Here is a 24,907-nt window from a genome sequence, read left to right as displayed (position 1 = left end):
CAGACAGACCCCGGATCATCGCAGAGTCTTGTTAATTTTTTGTTTCAAGTCGTCCGGGGTCGTTCATCAAATGTTTATTTGTAGGTCTTGACCCCGTCCTCGGTGCCCAGCAGCAGCACATCGGCGCGACGACGGGCGAACAAGCCGTTGGTGACCACGCCGACGATCTGGTTGATTTCGGCCTCCAGTTTAGCCGCTTCGGCAATCCGCAGCCCGTGCACATCAAGAATGATGTTGCCGTTATCAGTCAGCACACCTTCGCGGTAGGCCGGGTGACCGCCGAGCTTGACCAGTTCGCGCGCCACGTAGGAGCGCGCCATCGGGATCACTTCGACCGGCAGCGGAAAGGTACCGAGCACGGTGACGTACTTGCTGGCGTCGGCGATGCAGACGAATTTTTCCGCCACGGCCGAAACGATTTTTTCGCGCGTCAGCGCCGCGCCGCCGCCTTTGATCATTTGCAGCTGATGGTTGATCTCGTCGGCACCGTCGACGTAGACCGGCAGGCTGTCGATCGCGTTGAGGTCGAAAACCGGGATGCCGTGCTTCTTCAGCCGGGCGATGCTCGCTTCGCTTGAGGACACCGCCCCCTGAATCCGCCCCTTGATCTCGGCGAGCGCGTCGATGAAATAGTTGGCGGTCGAACCGGTGCCGACGCCGACGATGCAGTCGTCCGGAATGTAGGCGATCGCGGCGCGGCCGACGGCTTCTTTGAGTTCGTTCTGGGTCATCTGACAACTCCTTGGGCTATGGGGCAGGTCTGTTCGGGATTCTAAACGCAAATGGCATCGGCCCTTTGCCTGGCATCAAGCGTTCACGTCAGCGAATGGATGTATTCACGGATGCCCGACAGCAGCATCTCGACGGCGATGGCCGTCAGCACCAGGCCCATCAGGCGCTCGAACGCCGTGGTGACGCGCTCGCCGAGCACCTGGCCGATTTTTTCGGAAAAACCCAGTACCAGCGCGCAGACCAGCATCGTCAGCGCCAGCGCGGCGATCCACTCCCACAGCCGTTCGGGCGCGCGCGACACCAGCAGCAGCACCGTCGCCAGCGCCGACGGCCCGGCCAGCAGCGGGATCGCCAGCGGCACGATGAAAGGCTCGCCGCCCTTGATGTCGCCGAACACACCATCGGGATGCGGGAACACCATGCGCAGCGCGATCAGGAACAGGATCACGCCACCGGCGATGCCGAGCGAGGTCTGCGACAGATGCATCAGCGCGAGGAACCGCTGGCCGGTGAACATGAAGAGCAGCAGTACGGCGAAGGCGACCGATACCTCACGCACGATCATGCGCAAGCGCCGCTGCCGCGGCACCTGTTTGAGCATCGCGACGAACAGCGGCAGACTGCCCAGCGGGTCGGTCACCAGCAGCAGCAGGACGAAGGCGGACACGAAGGACCAGGATTCCATCGACCCATTATGCGCGACCGCATTCACGGTCGCGAATCGGGAGTTGCCGCAATCGGACAACCAAATAGTTGCAGCAAACAACACTTCCGAATGCAAGGATAGCGGGCTAAGCTGTGGTCTGTGCCGAACGATAAGCGGTATGACAAGCCACACCACACGAGGACGATACGATGAAGCCAATCCGAACAGCCGCGGCGCTGCTGATTGCCGCGTGCGCCGGCAATGCCTTGGCGGCTGACGCCGGCGCCGCCAAAGCGGTCGACCCGCAGGCGGTCAAGGCGCTCGAGACCATGGGTAACTATCTACGCAAGCTGCCCCGCTTTGCCCTCCGCGCCGACACCACTACCGACTTCGTCGACGACAACGGCCAGGCGCTGCAGTTTGCCCGCCACGCCGAGATGCAGGTGCAGCGGCCGAACAAGCTCAAGGCCAGCGTCAGCGGCGAGCAGGGCGTGCGGACGATGTATTACGACGGCAAGACCTTCACGCTCTACGGCAGCCAGCACAATTTCTACGCGAGCGCACCGGCACCGAAGACGATCGGTGAGCTCGTCGGCGACATCGCCGACAAATTCGGCATCGAAACGCCGCTGGCCGACCTGTTCTACTGGGGCAGCGACCCCAACCAGGGCAAGGATCTGACCGCCGCACGTATCCTCGGCGAGGAACGCATCGGCAACCAGAGCTGCACCCACTATGCATTCCGCAAGCCGGGCACCGACTGGCAAGTGTGGATCCGCAAGGGTGCGCAGCCGCTGCCGTGCAAGCTGGTGATCACCGCCACCGACATCGAAGCCCGGCCGCAGCACGCGGTGCGCTTCAGCTGGCAGACACAACCGGCGTTCGGCAACGACACATTCAGCTTCACGCCGCCCAAGGGCGCCAAGCGGATCGAGTTCGCCCGCAACGAAGCATCGAAGCCGGCGTCGGCCAAACAATAAGGAGAGCCCGTCATGCGCAAGTTCAAAGCCACACTGGCACTGGCGACCGCAGCTTCGATGCTGCTGGCGTCGCTGCCGGCCCAGGCCTGGGTCGCCAGTCGCACCGCCGTCGGCCCGAACGGCGGTGTCTATCACGCCGCAGCCGCCGGGGCGCCGCGCCCCTACTATCCGCCACCACGGCCGTATTACCCGCCACCGCCACGCTATGATCACCCGATCGCCGCCGCGGCGGTTGCGACCGCGGCGGTCGTGACCACGGCGGCGGTCACCTCTGCCGTCATCGGCAGCATCGTTCACTCGGTACCGTCGGGCTGCACAACGGTCGTGGTCAACGGCCTTGGCTACCAGCAATGCGGCAGCACCTGGTACCAGCCGCAGTACGCCGGCACCACGGTGCAGTACATTGTGGTCAATCCGCCGCGCTAAGGCAGCAAACGCCGTCGATGCAAAAAGGGCAGCCCGTGGGCTGCCCTTTTTTATTGATGCTCAGACGCTACGCCGGACTCAATCGAGCGGTTGCCGATACGAGAACACCGGTAGCCGCCAACCACGGTAAATCGCGCACAGCCGCACCACCAGGCCGATGGCGAATGAAATCAGCACGTTCAGGTCGTGGTTCAGCTTGAGCATGCCAAAACCGAGATAGCACAGCGCCACCAGCAGCGCGACGCTGGCGTACAGCTCGTGGCGGAACACCACCGGCACGCGGCTACAGAGAATATCGCGCAGTACGCCGCCGGCAATCCCGGTGGTCATCCCGGCCATGACCACCACCGTCGGGTGATAGCCCATACCCAGCGCGACCTCGCAGCCAATCAGCGTGAACGCAATCAGCCCGAGCGCATCGAGCACCAGAAAAATCCGCCCGAAATGATGCATAAAGCGCGCGGTCAGCACGGTCAGCAGCGCGGCCGAGAGCACCAGCCAGATGTACTCGGGGTGTTGGGTCCAGCCGATCGGATAATGGCCGAGGACGATATCCCGCACGGTGCCGCCACCGAGCGCGGTGAGGAAGGCGATGACCATCACGCCGAAAAGGTCCATATTGCGCCGGCCGGCGGCCAGCGCGCCGGTCATGGCTTCGGCGGTAATGGCGATGATGTAAATCGTGGATAACATGGGGCTCCGCAAGTGGTTGCGGCCTCTCCCCTTGTCCTTTTACCTGAGAGTTTGGCACGGGATATCGGCTATCCGTGCATTGCCCCTTCGGTGGACCGCTCTACCGGTCTCTCTCCAATTGGCCTTGATTTGATTTCGCGGTTCATTTGCCTGAGCGATTATGGGAGCTTGCGCCTTCGGCGGACCTCTGACGGCCTCTCTCCCGCGAAGCGGCGAATTATCCTCATCCCCCCGATCGGGGTCAACGCCCCGGTGACCGGCGTACCCGCGGGGACAAGTAAAGACGATCCGTGAACGAAAAAAGGCCCCGCTGAGCGAGGCCTTTTGCTGATGGCTGGACGGCCATCCGGTTTACTGCGGCCGTTGCGCCGCCAGCTCGCCCTCGGAAATGAAAGCATCCACTTCCTTCGCGCCGCTGATCATCCGCGCCAGCAGCGGCGCGGTCGCGATCATCAGCACCGCGATCACCCCGGTGACGACGCCGATCTGCGTGAACACATGGCTGTAGACCGCCAGCGAGGTGTGCGCATTGCTGACATCGCCGGTCACCGTGGTCAGGCCGGCCACCATGCCGCTCACAGCCGATGCCGCTGCGGTGGTCAGGAACCATGCGCCCATGATGAAGCCCATCAGCCGTTCCGGCACCAGTTGCGCCACCATCGCCAAGCCGAGGCCCGAGATCAGCAGCTCGCCAATGCTCTGCAGGCCATAGCTCAGCACCAGCCAGTTGGCCGATACCATGCCGTGCTCGTTGGCAAAGCGGGCGCCCAGCGGCAGCACGAGGAAGGCCAGCGAACACAGCACCATGCCGAAGGCGAACTTGTGCGGCATCGGCAGCTTGTCGCCGAGCTTGTTGTAGGTCATCGCCAGAATCGGGCTAGCCACCATGATCCAGAACGGGTTCAGCGCCTGGAACTGTTCCGGCTGCAGCGCCATGCCGAACAGCGTGTGCTCGGTATTGTTGATCGCGAAGAAATTCAGCGACGTCGGCATCTGGTTGTAGAGCACGAAGAAAATCACCGCTTCGACCATCAGCACGAAGGCCACGATCATCTTGCTGCGGGCCGGGCCTTGCAGCGCGAAGGTTTCCTTCATGAAGATCGCGACGATACCGATCGAAATGATCGCCAGACCGTAATTGGCAATGGTCGGATGCTTGAGCAACCAGCTTGCGGCCAGCGCCATCGCGGCAATACCGGCAATCACGTAACCGAGATACTTGATGTTGAGCGGCTTGAAATCGGCCGGCGAACCGTACTGGGCGACCATCTTCTTGCACAGCAGGAAGTTGGCAAGCGTGATCAGCATACCGACCACCGACAGCGAAAACGCCGCGCTCCAGCCGTACTTCTGGGCCAGCCACGGGGTTGCCAGCATCGACAGGAAGGAGCCGATATTGATCGCCATGTAGTACATGGTGAACGCGCCGTCGATGCGCGGATCGTCCTTGTCGTACAGCTTGGAGAGCAAGGAGCCGGGATTGGCCTTGAACAGACCGTTACCGACCGCCACCGTCCCCATGCCGAGGTAAACCCACGAGATCTGGTGGCCCGAAAACGCGATCATTGCGTAGCCGATCGCCAGTGTGATCGCGCCAAGCACAATGGTTCGCTTGGTGCCGAGCACCTTGTCGCCCAGCCAGCCGCCGACGGCGATCAGGCCGTAAACCAGTGCGACAAACGACGAGAACAGCGTGAACGAATCGGCCTCGTGCAGGCCGAGCATCTTGACGAGGTAAACCGCCATGATGCCCTGCAGGCCGTAGTAACCGAACCGTTCCCACAGTTCGATCGAAAATATCAGGTAAAACGCCTTGGGTTGGCTGAGTGAAGAGTTTCCGGGCACGTTCGCCTCCAGTGTTGATTGGCCCATCCGAATGGATAACAGCGGCACCGGCGCGTCGGGCGCGGTGCGACTCCGGGCACGGGGCTGGAGCGGACAGTGCTATCGGTCTGGCACTTGATGGGGGTTGATCAAGGGTGCATGGGCCGCCGAGTAGGTCGGGCCCTGTGCCGGCTGCTTCGCGCAGCTTCTGGCTGCACATGCTCATCGACATGCTTTTTTTACCGCTATCCCGCCATCATGTAACCGCAAATAGTTGCGCTACGCGGATCACACTCGGTTGCGTTACATCAACTATTTTCGACCGCCGCCGGTGCAGGCCGCATCAGGCCGCGGCAAAGCTGCGGCGGTAGACCGACGGCGCCACGCCGACCACCCGTCGGAAATGCGCCCGCAGGCTTTCGACCGAGCCGAATCCGCTGACCGCCGCCAGCTGTTCGAGCCGGATGTCGCCGGTTTCGAGCAGGCTGCGGGCGATCTCGACGCGCTCGCGCAACAGCCAGTCGTAGGGGCTGGCGCCGGTCGCATCGCGGAACTGGCGCAGAAAGGTGCGCGGGCTCATCGCCGCATGGCCGGCCATGTCGTCCAGCGTCAGCGCCTCGACGGCGTGGACGCGCATCCAGTCCATCGTCTGCGCCAGCCGGTTGTTGCCGTGGCGCGGCACCGGCCGGCCGATGAACTGCGCCTGCCCGCCATCACGGTGTGGCGGAATCACCAGCCGCCGCGCGACGCTGTTGGCGACATCGGCGCCGTAGTCGTTGCGGACGATGTGCAGCATCAGATCCAGCCCGGCGGCCGAGCCGGCCGACGTCAGCAGGCGGCCCTCGTCGACGTAGAGCACATCGGGCAGCACCTCGATTGCCGGATAGCGGGCGGCAAGTTTCTCCGCATAGCACCAGTGCGTCGTCGCACGCCTGCCGTCGAGCAAACCCGACTCGGCCAGCACGAAGGAGCCCGAGCAGATCGTCGCGATCCGCACGCCGCGCGCGTGGGCGGCGCGCAAGGCATCGAGCAGCGACGCCGGCGGCGCGGCATCGGCACCGCGCCAGCCGGGCAGGATGACGAGGTCGGCGTCGGCTAACGCCTCCAGCCCCGCGTCGACGGCCACGGTGATCCCGCCACCGGCGCGCAACGGCCCCGGTTCGATCGCGGCAATCCGCAGCGTGTACCACGGCACGGTGAGCTCCGGTCGCGCCAGCCCGAAGACCTCGACCACGCAACCGAACTCGAAAGTACACAGGCCGTCGTAGGCGAGCGCGACCACGCGGAGGGGCGTTGCGGGCATGGCGTTATCCTGCCGATGATTGACGATCCCGCCACTATGCCGCAGGCATGCAGCCCCTGACAATGGACTCCAGACCAAGGAGAGACCGATGTCCAATGCCGTCACCGCCGTTCCGGCCGCCGCCAGCGCCGCCGCCCTCGCCCACTTCACCGCCAGGCTCGGGCTTGAAACCGACTGCGCCGATGTATTTGCCAACCTGCAGCGGCCCGACCCCGGCTTTGTGCTGCTGGATGTACGCAGTAAAGCCGCGTTCATGGCCGGGCACGTTCCCGGCGCGCTCAGCCTGCCGCACCACGAGATCAACGCCGAGCGCATGGCCGCGTGACCGGCCCAGACGCTGTTTGTCGTGTATTGCGCCGGGCCGCACTGCAACGGCGCCGACAAGGCCGCGCTCAGGCTGGCGCAGCTTGAACGACCGGTGAAACTGATGCTCGGCGGTGTCACCGGCTGGCGCGCCGAGGGGCTGGCGCTAGACGACGGCGCAGCGGCGGGGCGCAACTAGGCCTGTGACTGTGCGCTGGTCTAGATCAGCGTCCGCTCGCCGATCGCACACCCGCCTTGGTGATCACGACGTTTGGTCGGACGCGCCGCCGACAGCACCGGTAGAATAGCGGCCATCCCCTACTGCCGGTAATCCCCGTGCCTGCGCACCAGACCCTCAGCAAAATCGAGCAGCTCGTTTTCAGCGACCCGGCAACGGCAATGCGCCTGTGCAAGCCGCTGCTGGACAGCGCACGCGCGGAGCACGATGTGGAAACGCTGGTACGCGCAGCCACGCTGCTGTCGCAGATCGAGGATCAACTGGGCGAGCGCAACGAGGGTAGCCTCCTGCTCGCAGAGGCGCTGGCATGCTGCCAGATGTACGGACTGCGGCACCTCGAACCCGCCGTGCAGGAGCGCCAGGGCCGCGATAACTACACCGGTGGCGATTACCGCACGGCCTTGCAGCACTGGTCTCAGTGCGTACGGCTCTGCGGTACCGAGGCCCGCCATGCCCCCACGCTGACGCTGGCGTTGATCGGCCTTGGCCATGTATGCGGCGCGTATGGCGCGCTCGAGCAGGCGATCCTCTGCCATCGAGCCGCAGACCGCCAGCTCGCATCAAGCGACAACATCTATCTGATCGCCAAGGTGAAGATCAGCCTCGGCTGGGATTTGCACGCGGCTGGTTGTGTCGATGAAGCGGCCCGCATCCTCCTTGAGGCATTGACGCTGTGCAAAGCCAAGCGGTTTGACCACTTTCAGGCCGAACTGCTGCTGCGGCTGGCCAGTATCGAGCTCGACCGGGGCCATCTTGACGCTGCCGAACAGATGCTTGAAGAGTGCCTGTCGCTGGTGGCGTTGACGCCATCGCACTGGTGCGAGGCCAATGCACTGGGCCGGCTGGCCGAAATCCGCCATCGGCACGGCCGGGCGGATCTGGCGATCGGCATGATCCAGCGCGCGCTGCATATCGCCGAAGTGGACGGCATGCGCCACGTGGAAGCGCAGCTGCTCGCCGAACTGATCCGTTATGCCGATGCCGGTGGCCATGCGGTGCTCGCCGAGGCGCAACAGGCCCGCTTAAAGGCGCTGAACAACACCCTCGACCAATCCATCGGCAGCGGTGAAACCCCCGACCTGAGCCAGCTGCGCGATCTGCTGGCGAAATATCCCTGAGCCGCTAACGCAGCGGCTTGACCATGAAGCGCAGCTCCGGCTTGCCGTGGTAGTCCTGCGCCAGATAAAAGTCTTCGGCCGGCGTTGCACGCGCCGTGAGCAGCGTCACCGCGCCGACGCCTTCGGCGCGCAACTCGGCCTCCAGGGTGTCGAGCAATAGACGGCCCAGTCCCTGCCGCTGACAATCGGCACGGACGAAAAATTCGTCGACGAACAGTTCGTCGCCGGCCCACCAGCGACGGATGTGGCCGAACGCGGCGCCGAGCAGCTCGTCGTCGCGCTCGATCACCCAGGCACGGGCTTCCGGATGCGCGCACAGACCAGCCAGATAGGCATGCGCGGTCTCGCTCTGCCACTCATCGTGCCAGGGTGCGGCGTTGAAGGTGGCGATAAACCCGGCGACGAGCAACGACAGATCGCCGGCCAGCAGCGGCCGGACTCTTGCGTCCATATGACATTCCTTTCATCCATAAAAAATCCCCGTACCCAGGCGGGACGGGGATTGTTCGTCCGAACGGCGTTTTACCAGACGTTCAGGTATTCGAGGATGCCCTCGGCGGCCTGACGGCCTTCGTACACCGCGCGCACCACCAGATCGGCGCCGCGGACCTGGTCGCCGCCGGCGAAGATCTTCGGGTTGCTGGTCTGGTGCTTGTACGTTTGCTGCAGCGGCGCGACGGTGCGGCTCCAGTCGTCGGTCTTGATGCCGTGGGTGTCGAACCAGGTAGCGGCTTCGGCCTGAAAACCGAACGCGACGACGACATGGTCGCAATCGAGCACGCGCTCGGAACCGGCGACGACTTCGGGCTTGCGACGGCCCTTTTCATCGGCGGCGCCAAGCGCCGTGCTGACGAGCTTCAGACCGAGGCTGCCGTCGGCGTTCTGGACGATGCCGACCGGCTGGCTGTTCCACTGGAACTCGACGCCCTCTTCCTTGGCATTGGCGACTTCGCGCTTGCTGCCCGGCATATTGGCCTCGTCGCGACGATAGGCGCAGATCACCGACTCGGCGCCCTGACGGATGCTGGTGCGGTTGCAGTCCATTGCGGTATCGCCGCCGCCGAGCACGACGACACGCTTGCCGGCCATCGACTGGTAGGCTTCGCCGTCCGGCAAGGTGCCCATGCTGTTGCGCACGTTGTTGATCAGGAAAGGCAGCGCTTCCATCACGCCCGGCAGGGTTTCGCCGTCGAAGCCGCCCTTCATGTACTTGTACGCGCCCATGCCCATGAAGACCGCGTCGTAATCGCGCAGCAGTTCTTCGATGGTGACATCGGTGCCGATGTCGGTATTCAGGCGGAATTCGACGCCCATTTCTTCCATCATGCTGCGACGACGGATGACGATTTCCTTCTCGAGCTTGAATTCGGGAATGCCGAAGGTCAGCAGGCCGCCGATTTCCTCGTAGCGGTCGAACACCACCGGCTTGACGCCGTTGCGCACCAGAATGTCGGCACAGCCCAGACCCGCCGGGCCGGCGCCGATGACGGCGACCTTCTTGTCGGTCCAGATCCGGCCCGACACATCGGGACGCCAGCCGGCCTTGTAGGCCTCGTCGGTGATGTATTTCTCGACCGAACCGATCGACACCGCGCCAAAACCGCCCTGATTCAGCGTGCATGCGCCTTCGCACAAGCGGTCCTGCGGGCAGACGCGACCGCAGATTTCCGGCAGCGAATTGGTCTTGTGCGAGAGTTCGGCGGCCTCGAACAGCTTGCCCTCGTTGACGAGTTGCAGCCAGTCGGGGATGTAGTTGTGCACCGGGCATTCCCACTCGCAGTAGGGGTTGCCGCAGGACAGGCAACGGCCGGCCTGTTCGGCGGCCTCGCCGGTATTCAGCGCCTGGTAGATTTCCTTGAACATGATCTTGCGCTTGTCGGCGGGGACTTTCTCGCCGGGGTTGCGCGCCACGTTCATGAATTGGAAGACATCGGACATATTCGTTCCTGTTGCATCGGGTGCAGCTGGGGGGAGGGCGGCGCCCTCCCCGGCTTCAATCAGTCTTTCAGCAGATCGTCGAGCTTGGCGACCTTCGGCTTCACCAGCCAGAAGTAGTCCGTTGCTTCGTCGAAGTTGGCCAAGAGTTCGCTCGCCTTGATCGATCCGGTCAGCGCCACATGCTGGGTGAGCTTGTCACGCAGGAAGGCCCGCACCGCACCGTAGGCTTCGCCGTTGATCAGATTGATGTCGATCAGCTCGTTGTTGTAGCGGTAGGCAAACTTCTCGCCGCGGTCGTAAACGAGCGCGAAGCCGCCGGTCATGCCGGCGCCGAAGTTGTAGCCGGTTTCGCCGAGCACGATCACCGCGCCGCCGGTCATGTATTCGCAGCCGTGGTCGCCCACGCCTTCGACCAGGGCCGTCGCACCGGAGTTACGCACCGCAAAACGCTCGCCGCCACGGCCCGCGGCGAAGAATTCGCCACCGGTTGCGCCGTACAGGCAGGTATTGCCGACGATGACCGCGTCGTCCGAACGGAAGCCGCTGCCCTTGGGCGGATACACGACCAGCTTGCCACCCGACATACCCTTGCCGGCGTAGTCGTTGGCATCGCCTTCGACTTCGATCGTCAGGCCACGGGCGTTCCAGACGCCGAGCGACTGGCCGGCCGAACCGTTCAGCTTGATGTGCAGGCCATCGTCGGGCAGACCATCGGCGCCGTGCGCCTTGGCAATTTCGCCCGACAGGCGCGCACCGATCGAGCGGTGGATATTGCGCACGTCGTACTGGAAGCGCTGCGGCGTTTTTGCCTTGATGCCGGCAATCGCGTCGGCAACCATCTGTTCGGCCAGCTCGCCCTTGTCGAACGACGGGTTGCTGTCTTCGACGCAGAAACGCGGCTCGGTTGCCGGAATCGTGCCCTGGCTCAGCAGCACGTCAAGCTTGAGCTTCTGCTGCCGTTCGGTGGCGCCGGCGGCGAGTTCGAGCATCTCGGTGTGGCCGATCAGCTCTTCCATCGTGCGGATGCCGAGCTTCGCCATCCATTCGCGCGTTTCCATCGCGATGAAGGTGAAGTAGTTGACGACCATGTCCGGCAAGCCGGTGAAGTACTTCGAACGCAGCTTGATTTCCTGCGTCGCCACGCCGGTGGCGCAGTTGTTCAGGTGGCAGATGCGCAGATATTTGCAGCCGAGCGCGACCATAGGGCCGGTGCCGAAGCCGAAGCTTTCGGCGCCCATCATCGCGGCCTTGATCACGTCGAGGCCGGTCTTCAGACCGCCATCGGCCTGAACGCGGACACGACCGCGCAGACCGTTGGCGCGCAGCACCTGCTGCGCTTCGGTCAGGCCGAGCTCGAACGGCGAGCCGGCGTACTTCACCGACGCCAGCGGCGAAGCACCGGTACCGCCGTCGTAACCCGAAATCGTGATCAAGTCGGCGTAGGCCTTGGCGACACCGGCGGCGATCGTACCGACGCCGGGCTCGGCCACCAGCTTCACCGATACCAGTGCATGCGGATTGACCTGTTTCAGGTCGAAAATCAGCTGGGCCAGATCCTCGATCGAATAGATGTCGTGGTGCGGCGGCGGTGAAATCAGGCTGATGCCGGGCTTGCTGCAACGCAGCTTGGCGATCAGCGGGCTGACCTTGTCGCCGGGCAACTGGCCGCCTTCGCCGGGCTTGGCGCCCTGCGCGACCTTGATCTGCAGCACTTCGGCGTTGACCAGATAGTGCGGCGTGACGCCGAAACGACCCGATGCCACCTGCTTGATCTTGGACATCTTCAGCGTGCCGTAGCGCGACGCATCCTCACCACCTTCGCCCGAGTTCGAGCGACCGCCGAGACGGTTCATGCCTTCGGCCAGCGCCTCGTGCGCTTCGGGGGAGAGCGCGCCGAGCGACATGCCGGCCGAGTCGAAACGCTTGAGGATGGCCTCGACCGATTCGACCTCGTCGATGTCGATCGCCTTGGCGTCATCGAGTTTCAAGCCCATCAGGTCGCGCAGCATCGCCACCGGACGCTGGTTCACCAGCTCGGCGTACTTGGTGTATTCCTTGTAATCGCCGCCCTGTACCGCCTTCTGCAGCTGCATCACCACGTCCGGGTTGTAGGCGTGGTATTCCTCGCCGAACACGTACTTGAGCAGGCCGCCCTGTGCCAGCGGGCGCATCGGGTTGAACGCGAGCTTGTTGAGCTTGGCCTGGTCGGCTTCGAAATCGCCGAAATCGGCGCCGCCGATCCGCGACACGGTGCCCTTCAGGCACAGCTTGACGACTTCCTCGCCGATGCCGACGCCTTCAAACAGCTGCGAGCCGCGATACGACGCGACGGTGGAAATCCCCATCTTCGAGAGGATTTTCAGCAGGCCCTTGTTGATGCCCTTGCGGAAGTTGTTGGTCGCCTTGGCCAGCGGACCGTCGACCTGGCCGAGATCGACCAGCTCGATAATGGTCTGGTACGCGAGGTACGGGAATACCGCGGTCGCGCCGTAGCCGATCAAGCAGGCGAAATGGTGCGGATCGCGCGCGGTGGCGGTCTCGACGATGATGTTGGTCTTGCAGCGCAGGCCAGCTTCGACCAGCGCGTGGTTGACCGCACCGGTCGCGAACAGCGCCGGAATCGGCAAGCGGCCCTTGGCGATGTTCTTGTCGCTCAATACGACGATCACGGTGCCTTCATCCTTCACCGATTTCAGCACCGCGGCTTGCAGCGCTTCGATCGCGGCCTTCAGCGTCGTTTCACCGGCGACAAAGCTGATATCGAACGTCGCCGACTTGTAGAACGGATCGGTCTGGCTCGTCAGGGTGTCGAACTTGTCGCTCGACAATACCGGCGAACGCACTTCGAGGCGGCGTGCGTTGTCTTCGGTTTCGACGAACAGGTTGCGCTCGGGGCCGAACACGGTGTTCAGCGACATCACGATCGCTTCGCGGATCGGATCGATCGGCGGATTGGTCACCTGCGCGAATTGCTGGCGCAGGTAATCGAACGGCGAGCGGACTTTTTCGCTCAGCACGGCCATCGGCGTATCATCGCCCATCGAGCCGATCGCTTCGGCGCCGTCGTTGGCAAGCACGCGCACGATCGCGTCGCGCTCTTCGAACGTCAGCTGGAACTGCTTCTGGAACGTCAGCCGCGTCGCGGCGTCCATTGCAGGCAGCACGCCCTTGTCGTCGGCGATTTCAAGCTGCTGCGCGTGATTCTTGATCCACTCGCGATACGGCTTGGCGGCCTTGAGACGGTTGTCGATGGTTTCGGTATCGAGGAACTCGCCGGTGGCAAGATCGACGGCAACGATCTGGCCCGGCTTGACCCGGCCCTTGGCAACGACGTCTTCCGGCTTGTAGTTCCACACGCCGATTTCCGACGCGATGGTCAGGTGGCGGTCCTTGGTGATCACATAGCGCGCCGGGCGCAGGCCGTTGCGGTCGAGCGCGCAACCGGCATAGCGGCCGTCGGTCCAGACGATGCCGGCCGGGCCGTCCCACGGCTCCATGTGCATCGAGTTGTATTCGTAGAACGCGCGCAGGTCGCGGTCGGTCGAATCGACGTTCTGCCATGCCGGCGGCACCAGCATGCGGAAGGCGCGGAAAATATCGACGCCGCCCATCATCAGGCCTTCGAGCATATTGTCGAGGCTCATCGAATCGGAGCCATTGGTCTGGACGATAGGACGCACGACGTCCATATCCAGATGCTCGGAATCCATGATCGCTTCGCGCGCCTTGGCCCACAGCCGGTTGCCGGCGAGCGTGTTGATTTCGCCGTTGTGCGCCATGAAGCGGAACGGCTGCGCCAGCTTCCACTGCGGCCAGGTATTGGTCGAGAAACGCTGGTGGTACACGGCCAGGCTGGCCTCGAAACGCGTGTCCTGCAGGTCGAGGTAGAACACCGGCAGGTTGTCCGGCGTCACCAGACCCTTGTACGACAGCACATGCGGGTTCAGCGTCGGAATGTAGAACGATGCGTCGGCGGCGTTGGCCTTCTCGGCCAGACGGCGGGCCTGGTAGAGCTTGCGCTCGAAGACCTTGGCATCCATGCCATCGGGCGCATTGACGAGGATTTGTTTGATCGCCGGCAAGGTACGCAGCGCGTATTCGCCGCATGCGTCCAAGTTGACCGGCACGGTGCGGAAACCGGCGACAGCCAGGCCTTGCGACTCGACGGCGTTGCGCAGATTCAACAGCGACACGTCACCCTGCGCGGCATCATTGGCGTGAAACACAATCCCGGCAGCATACTGCTCGGCGAGCGTGAAACCGAGCTCGGCCGCAACGGTGCGCAGGAAGCCGTCGGGCTTGCGGAACAGCAGGCCGCAACCGTCACCCGATTTGCCATCGGCGGCAACGGCACCACGGTGGGTCAGACAGGCCAGCGAAGAGATCGCGGTCTGCACCAGCCAGTGGCTGGGCTTGTCGTCCATCTGGGCGATCAGACCGAAACCGCAACTATCCTGCTCGAATTGAGGATGGTAAAGGGTACCCCCCAACCAGCTTTGTCTATCCATGACACTACCCTTGAGTAAGCCGCACAACACAAGCGAAAAGGCGTCAATTTTAATCAGGGATTAGGGTTTCCCACAACTTGAGCGAATAAACGGCGGCATTTGCTGCGTATAGTTCGCCTATTCTTTCGGTAATTCTTCCTTGCACGCCAAATTAATTACTTTTCATGTAATTTAAATGCGCATTCCCGGATTATCCGCAGATAAAAAAACCCCGCCGAAGCGGGGTTTTTTATTGGCTGACTTCCTCAGCGCGGCAGCAGCGAGCTGCCCATCAGGAAGGCATCAACCTCGCGTGCGGCCTGACGGCCCTCACGAATCGCCCACACCACCAGCGACTGGCCACGGCGGACGTCGCCGGCGGCAAAGACCTTGGCGACGTTGGTCGCGTAGCAGCCCTCACCGTCGGTCGTAGCCTTCGCGTTGCCGCGACCATCGCGCTCGACGCCGAAGCCTTCGAGAATCGACGCAACCGGATTGGTGAAACCCATCGCCAGGAACACCAGATCGGCCTTGATCTCGAATTCGCTGTCGGCGACTTCAACCAGCTTGCCGCCCTGCCATTCGACACGAACGGCCTTGATCGCGGTGAGCTTGCCGTTTTCGCCGATGAACTCCTTGGTCATCACGGCGAAATCGCGCTCTACACCCTCTTCATGGCTCGACGAGGTGCGCAATTTGAGCGGCCAGTACGGCCACGTCAGTGCCTTGTTTTCCTGCTCCGGCGGCATCGGCATCACTTCGAGCTGCGTCACCGCAACCGCGCCGTGGCGGTTCGAGGTACCGACGCAGTCCGAACCGGTATCGCCGCCGCCGATCACGACCACGTGCTTGCCGGTCGCCGAAATCGGGTTGGCGCCGTCACCAGCGACGGTCTTGTTCTGCGGAATGAGGAATTCCAGCGCGTAATGCACACCGGCCAGTTCACGCCCCGGCACTGGCAGATCGCGCGGCACTTCCGAACCACCGGCGAGGATCACCGCGTCGAACTCGGCCTTGAGCGCATCCGGCGTCACGACGGTCTTGGCGTCGTTGACGATGCCGGCCGGCAGCTTGCCGTCGACGGCAACGATGGTCGAGGTGCGGAACGCCACGCCCTCAAGCTCGAGCTGGCCCATGCGGCGGTCGATCACGCTCTTGTCGAGCTTGAAATCGGGAATGCCGTAACGCAGCAGGCCGCCGACGCGGTCGCTCTTTTCGAACACGGTCACCGCATGGCCGGCGCGCGCCAGCTGCTGCGCCGCGGCCAAGCCGGCCGGGCCCGAGCCGACCACGGCGACGGTCTTGCCGGTCTTCGTCGCAGCGATCTGCGGCTTGATCCAGTCGTTTTCCCAGCCCTTGTCGACGATGTAACGCTCGATCGACTTGATGCCGACCGGGTCGTCGTTGATGCCGAGGGTACAGGCCGATTCGCACGGCGCCGGGCAGATGCGGCCGGTGAACTCGGGGAAGTTGTTGGTCGAATGCAGAACGGTCAGCGCATCCTGCCAGTTGCCACGGAACACCAGGTCATTCCAGTCCGGAATGATGTTGTTGACCGGGCAACCGTTGTTGCAGAACGGAATGCCGCAATCCATGCAGCGCGCGCCCTGCGTCTTCGCCGCGTCGTCGACCAGGCGCGCGACGAATTCGCGGTAATGGGTGACGCGCTCGGTCACCGGTGCGTAGCTTTCCGAAACGCGCTCGAATTCGAGAAACCCTGTGGGCTTGCCCATTTATGCAATCTCCTTCTGCTGCTCAGCCTTCGCAGCGGCCATTTCCTTCAGCGCGCGACGGTATTCGTTCGGATAGACCTTGATGAAGCGGGCGCGGCTCGCGTCCCAGTCGGCCAGGATGGCCTTGGCGCGATTGCTGCCGGTCAGCTGGGCGTGGCGCTCGATGAGCGACTTGAGCTGCACTTCGTCGGCCTGATCGCGGTGATGCGGCTCGCTGGCCGATTGCTCGCCGGCCGGCAATACGGCCTCGAGCGCGACTTGCGCCATATTGCAGCGATCGGCAAACACGCCGTCTTCATCGAAGACGTAGGCAATGCCACCCGACATGCCGGCGGCGAAGTTGCGGCCGGTATTGCCGAGCACGACGACGGTGCCGCCGGTCATGTATTCGCAACCATGATCGCCCACGCCCTCGACCACGGCGGTCGCGCCCGAGTTGCGCACGGCGAAACGTTCGCCGCCGACACCGGCGAGGAAAGCCTCGCCATCGGTGGCGCCGTACAGCACGGTGTTGCCGATGATGATGTTGGCCGCGGTATCGCAGACGAAGCCCGGCGCCGGACGCACAATCACGCGGCCGCCCGACAGACCCTTGCCGACGTAGTCGTTGCCTTCGCCGACGAGGTCAAACGTGATGCCCTTGGCGAGGAAAGCCGCGAAGCTCTGCCCCGCCGTGCCGTTCAGGCGCACATTGATCGTATCTTCGGCGAGGCCGGCGTTGCCGTAACGGCGCGCCACTTCACCCGACAGCATCGCGCCGACGGTGCGGTTGACGTTCTTGATCGATGTTTCGATCGACACCTTGGCGCCGGTTTCCAGCGCATTCTGCGCCTTGGCGACCAGCACGTTGTCGAGCGACTTCTCCAGACCGTGATCCTGCACGTCGACGTGCAGGCGCGGCTCGGCGGCATCGACCGCCGGCAGGTGGAAGACCTTGCTGAAATCCAGACCCTGCGCCTTCCAGTGTTCGATACCGGCGCGCTTGTCGAGCAGGTCGGCGCGGCCGATCAGATCGTCGAAGCGACGCACGCCAAGGCTGGCCATCAGTTCGCGGACTTCTTCGGCAACGAAGAAGAAGTAATTGACCACGTGTTCCGGCTGGCCGGTAAAGCGCTGGCGCAGCACCGGATCCTGCGTCGCGACACCGACCGGGCAGGTATTCAGATGACACTTGCGCATCATGATGCAGCCCTCGACGACCAGCGGCGCGGTGGCGAAGCCGAATTCGTCGGCGCCGAGCAGCGCGCCGATCACCACGTCGCGACCGGTCTTCATCTGGCCGTCGACCTGAACGCGGACGCGGCCGCGCAGGCGGTTGAGCACCAGCGTCTGCTGCGTTTCGGCCAGACCCAATTCCCACGACGAACCGCCGTGCTTGATCGACGATTGCGGGCTCGCGCCGGTGCCGCCGTCATGGCCGGCGATCACCAGATGGTCGGCCTTGGCCTTGGTCACGCCGGCGGCAACGGTGCCGACGCCGACTTCCGACACCAGCTTGACCGAGATCGACGCTTTGGCGTTGACGTTCTTCAGGTCGTGGATCAGCTGCGCCAGATCCTCGATCGAGTAGATGTCGTGGTGCGGCGGCGGTGAAATCAGACCGACGCCCGGCACCGAGTGGCGCAGGAAGCCGATGTATTCGGACACCTTGTGGCCCGGCAACTGGCCGCCCTCGCCCGGCTTGGCGCCCTGCGCCATCTTGATCTGGATCTGGTCGGCATTGACGAGGTATTCGGCGGTGACGCCGAAACGGCCCGACGCGACCTGCTTGATCGCCGAGCGCAGGCTGTCGCCTTCCTTGAAGGTGTAGTCGCGTTCGATCCGGGTCTTGCCGATCACTTCGGACAGCGTCTGGCCGGCCTTGAGCGGGATGAAGCGCTTCGCGTCTTCGCCGCCTTCGCCGGTGTTCGACTTGCCGCCGATGCGGTTCATCGCCAGTGCCAGCGTGCTGTGCGCTTCGGTCGAGATCGAGCCGAGGCTCATCGCGCCGGTAGCAAAACGCTTGACGATGTCCTTGGCCGATTCGACTTCGTCCAGCGGCACAGGCTCGCCGACCGGGCTGATTTCGAACAGGCCGCGCAGCGTCAGGTGACGCTTGGTCTGGTCGTTGATCAGTGCCGCATATTCCTTGTAGGTCGAATACTCGTTCGAGCGCGTCGCGTGTTGCAGCTTGGCGATCGAATCGGGCGTCCACAGGTGGTCTTCACCACGGGTGCGGAAGGCGTAATCGCCGCCGGCGTCGAGTGCGTCGGCGAGCACCGGGTCGGTCGAGAACGCGGCGGTGTGCAGTTTGAGCGCTTCTTCGGCGACTTCGAACAGGCCGATGCCTTCGACGTTCGAGCTGGTGCCGGTGAAGTACTTGTCGACCAGCGCCTTCTGCAGGCCGACGGCCTCGAAAATCTGTGCGCCGGTGTACGACATATAGGTCGAGATGCCCATCTTGGACATCACCTTCATCAGGCCCTTGCCGATCGCCTTGATGAAGTTCTTCTGGTTCTTGGCCGCCAGTTCGGCGTCGCCATTGGCGAACCCGGCCAGCGTGGCCATCGCCAGATACGGGTGTACCGCTTCGGCGCCGAAACCGCCAAGCAGCGCGAAGTGGTGCGTTTCACGCGCCGAACCGGTTTCGACGACGAGGCCGGTACTGGTGCGCAGGCCTTTTTCAACCAGATGCTGATGGACGGCCGAGGTCGCCAGCAGCGCCGGAATCGCCACGCGCGTGGCATCGAGCCTGCGGTCCGAGACGATCAGGATGTTGGCACCGCCCTTGACCGCGTCTTCGGCTTCGGCGGCCAGCGAGGCCAGACGGGCTTCGATGCCTTCCTTGCCCCAGGCGGCCGGGTAGCAAATGTCGAGCTCGTGCGAGCGGAACTTGCCGCCGGTGTACTTGCCGATATGGCGGATTTTTTCAATCTCGGCCGCCGAGAGCACCGGCTGCGAGACTTCGAGGCGAATCGGCGGATTGATGTCGGCCGGATTCAGCAGGTTCGGCTTCGGGCCGATGAAGGAAACCAGCGACATCACCAGGTCTTCACGAATCGGATCGATCGGCGGATTGGTCACCTGGGCGAACAACTGACGGAAGTAGCTGTACAGCGGTTTGGCCTTGCCCGAGAGCACGGTCAGCGCAGCGTCATTACCCATCGAGCCGGTCGCTTCTTCGCCGGCCTTGGCCATCGGTTCGAGGATGAACTTGATGTCTTCCTGCGTATAGCCGAATGCCTGCTGGCAATCGAGCAGCGCGCTACAGGGCGACTTCGGCGCTTCGGTCGCATCCTGCACTTCGTCGAGCTTGATGCGGATCTTGTCGACCCACTCGCGGTAAGGCTTGGCGTTGGCGAGGCTGTCCTTGATTTCCTGGTCGCCGATGATGCGGCCCTGCTCGAGATCGATCAGGAACATCTTGCCCGGCTGCAGACGCCACTTCTGGGCGATGCGCTCGTCGGCAATCGGCAGCACGCCCGATTCGGACGCCATCACCACCAGATCGTCCTTGGTGATCAGGTAGCGCGCCGGGCGCAGGCCGTTGCGATCCAGCGTGGCGCCGATCTGGCGGCCGTCGGTGAACGCGACCGCGGCCGGGCCGTCCCACGGCTCCATCATCGCGGCGTGGTACTCGTAGAAGGCGCGACGGTTTTCGTCCATCAGCGTGTGCTTTTCCCACGCTTCCGGAATCATCATCATCATCGACTGGGCCAGCGAATAGCCGCCCATCACCAGCAGCTCAAGCGCATTGTCGAACGACGCCGAATCGGACTGGCCCGGGTAGATCAGCGGCCAGATCTTGTTCAGGCTGTCGCCGAGCACCGGCGAGCTGATGGCTTTTTCGCGCGCGCGGATCCAGTTGACGTTGCCGCGCACGGTGTTGATTTCACCGTTGTGCGCGATCATCCGGAACGGATGCGCCAGATCCCAGGTCGGGAAGGTGTTGGTCGAGAAGCGCTGGTGCACCAGCGCCAGCGCCGAGACGCAGCGCGCATCGGCGAGATCGTGGTAATACACGCCGACCTGATCGGCCAGCAGCAGGCCCTTGTAGTTGACGGTGCGCGCCGAGAACGACGGCACATAGAATTCGTGGCCGTGCGTCAGTTGCAGGCGCTGGATCGCATGGCTGGCGTCCTTGCGGATCACGTAGAGCTTGCGTTCGAGCGCGTCGGTCACCAGTACGTCCGGGCCGCGGCCGATGAACACCTGACGGATCACCGGCTCCTTGGCCTTCACCGCCGGCGACATCGGCATCGCCGCGTTCACCGGTACATCGCGCCAGCCCAGCACCAGCTGACCTTCGGCGCGCGCCGCGCGTTCGATTTCTTCCTGACAGGCCATGCGCGAGGCGGCTTCCTGCGGCAAGAAAATCATGCCGACGCCGTATTCGCCCACCGGGGGCAGGGCCACGCTCTGCTTGGCCATTTCATCGCGGTATAGCGCATCCGGAATCTGGATCAGGATACCCGCGCCGTCACCGGCCAGCGGATCCGCACCCACGGCACCACGATGGTCGATGTTCTTCAGGATCTGCAGACCCTGTTCGACGATGGCGTGGCTTTTTTGCCCTTTGACATGGGCAACAAAGCCAACGCCACAGGCATCGTGTTCATTGGCAGGGTCGTACAGCCCCTGCTGGGCAGGCATTGCCGGGTCCATCACGCGTGTATCCTTTCCAGCGGCTGCTGGCCAAAATGCGACAAATAAAAGGCGATAAAAAAGCCGGCCACAGGCCAGCTTTGAGGTGTTCGGGCAGTCATTTCAACGCAACGCACCGCGCACGGCGTTGCCGCGCAGCAGGCACGCTGCATCAAGGCAAGGGCTGCACCAACCACAAACCGGTAAGTATTTGGCTTGGTCGGATGATCGAGTTTGCCAGAAAAAAACGGTGCTGCATTGTTTGAAATGCAAAAAACTTAATGTAGCTCAGTGCCTTGGTGCTACAGGCGATCAACGGTCGATGCCAAGCCTTGTTTGATAAGCCTTTAATACCTTGTCATCGAAAGCCACGAAGTGGATTTCAGCCACAGCGGCGGCCTCGGCAAGCATGTTTCGCACCGTGGTGACGGCGATATCGACTGCAGCCTCAAGCGGATAACCGTACACGCCGCAGCTGATCGCCGGAAACGCCAGGCTGCTTATCCCGTGCGCCTCGGCCAGCAAGATGCTCTGCCGATAGCAACTTGCCAGCAGCGCGGCCTCGCCATGGTCGCCGCCGTGCCAGACCGGGCCGACTGTATGAATCACGTAGCGCGCCGGCAGATCGTAGCCGGCGGTGATCCTGGCCTCGCCGGTCGGGCAGCCACCCAGCGTGCGGCACTCGGCCAGCAGGCCCGGGCCGGCGGCGCGGTGGATCGCGCCGTCAACGCCACCACCGCCGAGCAATGATGTGTTCGCGGCATTGACGATGGCATCGACCGCCAGGGTGGTGATGTCACCGGGGGTAATCAGCAAGCGGCTCATTCGTCTCTCCCGAATCAGGCTGCCACAGTCTGTGGTTTGCGCCACCACGCCCACGCGGCGACGATGGCAATCGCCAGCGCCGACCAGCGCGCGCCGGAAATGAAGAACGGCAAAAACATCGCCGTACCGACCAGCGCCGCCAGCGCCCGGCGCCGCGTTGGTGCATCGGGGAAGTGCCGCCAAGCAGCCCAGAAGGTAAACAGGTAAACCAGCAGAAAATTCAGGTCGGCCAAGTGGATGATCGCCATCTCGTTATGGCCCGACACGCGCAGGCCCAGCAACACCAGCGCGTACAAGGCCGCGAGCAGCCACAGCGCCGGCACCGGGGTTTCGCCCCGGCCGACGGTGCGCGCCAGCCATGGCGGCAGGCCGCCATCTCGCGCAGTGGCCGACATCAGCCGCCCCGCCGCCAGCACCCAGACGTTGCTGGTGACAAACAACAGCACCCCGCCGATCAGATCGGCCGCCAGCCCGGCGCGCGGGCCCACGCTGCGTTCGAGCAAGGCGCTGATCACCGCGTACTGGCCGCCGATTTCGTCGGCCGGCACCACCAGCGCATAGACGACGGCGATGCCTAAATAAAGACCGCCGACGGCGACCAGCGCCAGCCGGATCGCGCGCGGGAACGTCGTTTCCGGCGTTTTCACCTGCGTGGCGACGGTCGAGACGTTCTCCCAACCCAGAAACGAAAAGAAGCACACCGATGCGGCAATCCCGACCGCCCACAAGCCGTTTGGCGCGAACGGTGCCAGATTGGCGGTATTTGATGCCGGCAAGGCCAGCACCAACACGCCGATCAGCACGATCACCAATGCCGACAACATCAAGGTCTGCATGCGGCTGCCGAAACGCAGGCCACCGAGGTTGAACGCGACATTGCCCCACATCACCGCGATCGCCATCGCCGTCAGCCCCCACGGACTGGTGATGCCGAGGGCGTGGCAGAAATAACGCGCCGCCGCGAGGCCGACGACCGGATTGCCGAGGATCATCGTCCCCAGCAGCAGCAGAGCCGCGATGCGCGCCGCGACCGGTGGAAAGCACACGCCGAGGAAGCGCACGATGCCGCTGCTATCGGGGTACGCGACCGAAATCCGCGCGAACACCAGCGCCACCGGATAAGACAGCGCCACCAGCGCCAGCCACGCGATCAAGGCGGCCGGGCCGGCGATTTCGGCCGCCATCGCCGGAATGACCAGAATGCCCGAACCGACCAGGGATGAGACGTAGTAGGCGGTCAGGTGGCGGGTGCTGAGCAAGGACACGGTTCAGGCCTCGCGCAGCCAATCGCGGATCGGCAGGAAGTCGGTCAGCAGCCGTTCTTCTTCCGAGCCGTTTGGCGGTTGCCAGTCGTAGCGCCATTTGGCCGACGGCGGCATCGAACAGAGGATGGATTCGGTGCGGCCGCCCGACTGCAGGCCGAACAGCGTGCCGCGATCCCAGACCAGGTTGAATTCGACATAGCGGCCGCGCCGGTACGCCTGCCAGTCGCGCTCGCGCTCGCTCCAGGCCAGTTCGCGGCGGCGCTCGACGATGGTCGTATACGCCGGCAGGAAAGCGTCGCCGACGGCGCGGATCATCGCGAAACCGCCGTCGAAACCGAGTTCGGTCAGATCATCGAAGAAAATGCCGCCGATGCCGCGTGCCTCGTTGCGATGCTTGAGGAAGAAATAGCCATCGCACCAGTCCTTGAACTTGGGGTAGTAGCCGTCGCCGAACGGCGCCAGTGCATCGCGACAGGTGGCGTGGAAGTGGACGGCATCTTCCTCGAAGCCGTAATACGGCGTCAGATCCATGCCACCGCCGAACCAGAACACGTCGTCGACGCCGTCGGCGTAGGCGCGGAAAAAGCGCACATTCAGGTGCACGGTCGGGATATAGGGGTTCTTCGGGTGCAGCACCAGCGACACCCCCATCGCCTCCCAGCTGCGGCCGGCCAGCTCGGGCCGGTGCGCGGTTGCAGAGCCCGGCATCGCGTCGCCGAGCACATGCGAGAACAGCACGCCACCGCGCTCGAACAAGGCCGAGTCCTCGATCACCCGGCTGACACCGCCACCGCCAGCCGGCCGCTCCCAGCGATCGGCGATGAAAGTGCCACCGTCATGGCTCTCCAGCGTGGCGACGATGTTCTGCTGCAAGGAGAGCAGGTAATCCTTGACGGCGATCGGGTTCATGGCGGCTTCCGGCTGCATTGGTGAATGCCCCGAATGATACGCCTGTGTCGCCCGGCCTTCCCGTGCCTGCACCATGCAAAACGGCCCGATACACGGGCCGTATTCGACGATAGCTCGCCTCAGTAGGCGAACGAGCCAAAGCAGTTTGTTCACGCCCGAAGCACAGGAACCGGAATGGACATCAAGTCCATGAGGATTCCGAGCATCGGACGAGGACAAAATGCGCAGGCGCAGCCGCCTAATGAGGTCGAGCTCAGTGCACGTGCATCGCCTCGGCCTTCGCCCCCATCGCTTCGACCTTGATATCGACCTTGACGCTGCCGCCACGCTTGAACTTCAGCGTCAGCGGAAACTTGTCGCCTTCCTTCAAAGGCGCGACCAGCTTGAACAGCATCACGTGATAGCCGCCGGGCTTGAGTTCGGCTTCACCCTTGGCCGGAATCTCGACCGAGGTGACGGCATTCATTTTCATCACGCCGTTCTCCAGCTTCATCTGGTGCAGCTCGGCGGTGCCGGCGGCGGCGGTTTCAACGCCGATCAGCTCGTCGGCCTTGTCGCCGCTGTTTTTCACCAGCAGGAACACACCGCCACTTTGCGCGCCCGGTGGCGTGGCACGCGCCCACGGGTGGTGGATGAACAGCTCGCCGGCCTTGTATTCGTGCGCCTGGGCGCTCAACGATAAGGCAGCCATCACAAGGCCGCCGCACAGCATGCGGATGGATTTCATCGGGTATTCCTTGGTCGAGATCTGGATTGTTTTTTTACTGATTCCAATTGCCGCGCCAGTGCTGCTCGCAAGTCGCCGGCTCGGATATCGCAGCGGCAAGCGCGCACCATGCCCCGGACGGGAGGACGCTGGCCGGA

General features: G+C 63.7%; 19 protein-coding genes and 2 riboswitches. Of the genes, 5 read left to right on the top strand and 14 right to left on the bottom strand.

Annotated elements, in window-relative coordinates:
• Positions 1-74: 74 nt before the first annotated feature.
• Both rpiA and JLC71_RS16215 read right to left on the bottom strand, forming a co-directional pair.
• Positions 75-731 carry a ribose-5-phosphate isomerase RpiA gene (rpiA, locus tag JLC71_RS16220; protein WP_200916632.1) on the bottom strand — a complete coding sequence of 219 codons (657 nt, stop codon included), beginning with the start codon at positions 729-731 and terminating at the stop codon, positions 75-77.
• Between the two features lie 83 nt (positions 732-814).
• Positions 815-1,417, bottom strand: coding sequence for a MarC family protein (locus tag JLC71_RS16215; RefSeq protein WP_200916631.1), 603 nt, complete (start codon positions 1,415-1,417; stop codon positions 815-817).
• 170 nt (positions 1,418-1,587) lie between these two features.
• On the opposite strand from JLC71_RS16215, the gene JLC71_RS16210 reads away from it, so the two are divergent.
• Entirely contained in the window at positions 1,588-2,358 is a 771-nt protein-coding gene (locus JLC71_RS16210) for a DUF2092 domain-containing protein (protein WP_200916630.1), read from the top strand.
• Between the two features lie 12 nt (positions 2,359-2,370).
• On the top strand, positions 2,371-2,784 hold the full coding sequence (locus JLC71_RS16205) for a hypothetical protein (protein ID WP_200916629.1): 414 nt from the start codon (positions 2,371-2,373) through the stop codon (positions 2,782-2,784).
• Positions 2,785-2,862: 78 nt separating this feature from the next.
• Here the strand turns inward: JLC71_RS16205 and JLC71_RS16200 are convergent, their stop codons facing one another.
• From JLC71_RS16200 to ftrA, 3 genes are all read right to left on the bottom strand, one after another.
• A complete protein-coding gene (locus JLC71_RS16200) occupies positions 2,863-3,477 on the bottom strand; it encodes a trimeric intracellular cation channel family protein (protein ID WP_200916628.1) in 615 nt (204 codons plus the stop codon).
• A 21-nt stretch (positions 3,478-3,498) separates the two neighbouring features.
• A riboswitch (glycine riboswitch) is annotated at positions 3,499-3,605 on the bottom strand.
• Positions 3,606-3,692: riboswitch (glycine riboswitch) on the bottom strand.
• A 136-nt stretch (positions 3,693-3,828) separates the two neighbouring features.
• The gene (gene dtpA, locus JLC71_RS16195) at positions 3,829-5,322 is read right to left on the bottom strand and encodes a dipeptide/tripeptide permease DtpA (protein WP_236250924.1); all 1,494 of its coding nucleotides are present in this window, start codon (positions 5,320-5,322) and stop codon (positions 3,829-3,831) included.
• A gap of 322 nt (positions 5,323-5,644) precedes the next feature.
• Entirely contained in the window at positions 5,645-6,604 is a 960-nt protein-coding gene (gene ftrA, locus JLC71_RS16190; protein WP_200916627.1) for a transcriptional regulator FtrA, read from the bottom strand.
• 88 nt (positions 6,605-6,692) lie between these two features.
• Here ftrA and JLC71_RS16185 point away from each other — a divergent pair, with 88 nt between their 5' ends.
• The 3 genes from JLC71_RS16185 to JLC71_RS16175 all read left to right on the top strand — a co-directional run bounded on the left by JLC71_RS16185 (position 6,693) and on the right by JLC71_RS16175 (position 8,263).
• A complete protein-coding gene (locus JLC71_RS16185; protein WP_200916626.1) occupies positions 6,693-6,929 on the top strand; it encodes a rhodanese-like domain-containing protein in 237 nt (78 codons plus the stop codon).
• A gap of 21 nt (positions 6,930-6,950) precedes the next feature.
• Positions 6,951-7,106 (top strand): rhodanese-like domain-containing protein, encoded by a 156-nt coding sequence (locus tag JLC71_RS16180; protein WP_200916625.1) that lies wholly within the window; start codon positions 6,951-6,953, stop codon positions 7,104-7,106.
• 137 nt (positions 7,107-7,243) lie between these two features.
• The gene (locus JLC71_RS16175) at positions 7,244-8,263 is read left to right on the top strand and encodes a tetratricopeptide repeat protein (RefSeq protein ID WP_200916624.1); all 1,020 of its coding nucleotides are present in this window, start codon (positions 7,244-7,246) and stop codon (positions 8,261-8,263) included.
• 4 nt (positions 8,264-8,267) lie between these two features.
• Here JLC71_RS16175 and JLC71_RS16170 read toward each other — a convergent pair whose 3' ends face one another.
• The 9 genes from JLC71_RS16170 to JLC71_RS16130 form a co-directional block, all read right to left on the bottom strand.
• A complete protein-coding gene (locus JLC71_RS16170) occupies positions 8,268-8,714 on the bottom strand; it encodes a GNAT family N-acetyltransferase (RefSeq protein WP_200916623.1) in 447 nt (148 codons plus the stop codon).
• Positions 8,715-8,785: 71 nt separating this feature from the next.
• Positions 8,786-10,201: an FAD-dependent oxidoreductase gene (locus JLC71_RS16165; protein ID WP_200916622.1), complete on the bottom strand. Its 1,416-nt coding sequence runs from the start codon at positions 10,199-10,201 to the stop codon at positions 8,786-8,788.
• A gap of 59 nt (positions 10,202-10,260) precedes the next feature.
• Positions 10,261-14,709 (bottom strand): glutamate synthase large subunit, encoded by a 4,449-nt coding sequence (gltB, locus tag JLC71_RS16160; protein WP_200916621.1) that lies wholly within the window; start codon positions 14,707-14,709, stop codon positions 10,261-10,263.
• 245 nt (positions 14,710-14,954) lie between these two features.
• Complete coding sequence (locus JLC71_RS16155) at positions 14,955-16,421, bottom strand: glutamate synthase subunit beta (protein WP_200916620.1); 1,467 nt, start codon at positions 16,419-16,421, stop codon at positions 14,955-14,957.
• On the bottom strand, positions 16,422-21,053 hold the full coding sequence (gene gltB, locus JLC71_RS16150; protein ID WP_236250923.1) for a glutamate synthase large subunit: 4,632 nt from the start codon (positions 21,051-21,053) through the stop codon (positions 16,422-16,424).
• 303 nt (positions 21,054-21,356) lie between these two features.
• A complete protein-coding gene (locus tag JLC71_RS16145; protein WP_200916619.1) occupies positions 21,357-21,869 on the bottom strand; it encodes an O-acetyl-ADP-ribose deacetylase in 513 nt (170 codons plus the stop codon).
• 14 nt (positions 21,870-21,883) lie between these two features.
• A complete protein-coding gene (locus JLC71_RS16140) occupies positions 21,884-23,134 on the bottom strand; it encodes an APC family permease (RefSeq protein WP_200916618.1) in 1,251 nt (416 codons plus the stop codon).
• Between the two features lie 3 nt (positions 23,135-23,137).
• Complete coding sequence (gene hemF, locus JLC71_RS16135; protein ID WP_200916617.1) at positions 23,138-24,043, bottom strand: oxygen-dependent coproporphyrinogen oxidase; 906 nt, start codon at positions 24,041-24,043, stop codon at positions 23,138-23,140.
• Positions 24,044-24,296: 253 nt separating this feature from the next.
• Positions 24,297-24,770, bottom strand: coding sequence for a copper chaperone PCu(A)C (locus JLC71_RS16130; RefSeq protein WP_200916616.1), 474 nt, complete (start codon positions 24,768-24,770; stop codon positions 24,297-24,299).
• Positions 24,771-24,907: the final 137 nt, after the last annotated feature.

Source organism: Jeongeupia sp. HS-3 (genome assembly GCF_015140455.1).
Taxonomy (GTDB): domain Bacteria; phylum Pseudomonadota; class Gammaproteobacteria; order Burkholderiales; family Chitinibacteraceae; genus Jeongeupia.
Note: the sequence above shows the minus strand (reverse complement) of the source record. Positions and strands in the feature narration are given on the sequence as shown.

Bases quoted from the DNA above. Each gene is read 5' to 3' on its own strand.
- rpiA (WP_200916632.1), bottom strand. From the start codon at position 731: ATGACCCAGAACGAACTCAAAGAAGCCGTCGGCCGCGCCGCGATCGCC.
- JLC71_RS16215 (WP_200916631.1), bottom strand. From the start codon at position 1,417: ATGGAATCCTGGTCCTTCGTGTCCGCCTTCGTCCTGCTGCTGCTGGTG.
- JLC71_RS16210 (WP_200916630.1), top strand. From the start codon at position 1,588: ATGAAGCCAATCCGAACAGCCGCGGCGCTGCTGATTGCCGCGTGCGCC.
- JLC71_RS16205 (WP_200916629.1), top strand. From the start codon at position 2,371: ATGCGCAAGTTCAAAGCCACACTGGCACTGGCGACCGCAGCTTCGATG.
- JLC71_RS16200 (WP_200916628.1), bottom strand. From the start codon at position 3,477: ATGTTATCCACGATTTACATCATCGCCATTACCGCCGAAGCCATGACC.
- ftrA (WP_200916627.1), bottom strand. From the start codon at position 6,604: ATGCCCGCAACGCCCCTCCGCGTGGTCGCGCTCGCCTACGACGGCCTG.
- JLC71_RS16185 (WP_200916626.1), top strand. From the start codon at position 6,693: ATGTCCAATGCCGTCACCGCCGTTCCGGCCGCCGCCAGCGCCGCCGCC.
- JLC71_RS16170 (WP_200916623.1), bottom strand. From the start codon at position 8,714: ATGGACGCAAGAGTCCGGCCGCTGCTGGCCGGCGATCTGTCGTTGCTC.
- JLC71_RS16165 (WP_200916622.1), bottom strand. From the start codon at position 10,201: ATGTCCGATGTCTTCCAATTCATGAACGTGGCGCGCAACCCCGGCGAG.
- gltB (WP_200916621.1), bottom strand. From the start codon at position 14,709: ATGGATAGACAAAGCTGGTTGGGGGGTACCCTTTACCATCCTCAATTC.
- JLC71_RS16155 (WP_200916620.1), bottom strand. From the start codon at position 16,421: ATGGGCAAGCCCACAGGGTTTCTCGAATTCGAGCGCGTTTCGGAAAGC.
- gltB (WP_236250923.1), bottom strand. From the start codon at position 21,053: ATGCCTGCCCAGCAGGGGCTGTACGACCCTGCCAATGAACACGATGCC.
- JLC71_RS16145 (WP_200916619.1), bottom strand. From the start codon at position 21,869: ATGAGCCGCTTGCTGATTACCCCCGGTGACATCACCACCCTGGCGGTC.
- hemF (WP_200916617.1), bottom strand. From the start codon at position 24,043: ATGAACCCGATCGCCGTCAAGGATTACCTGCTCTCCTTGCAGCAGAAC.
- JLC71_RS16130 (WP_200916616.1), bottom strand. From the start codon at position 24,770: ATGAAATCCATCCGCATGCTGTGCGGCGGCCTTGTGATGGCTGCCTTA.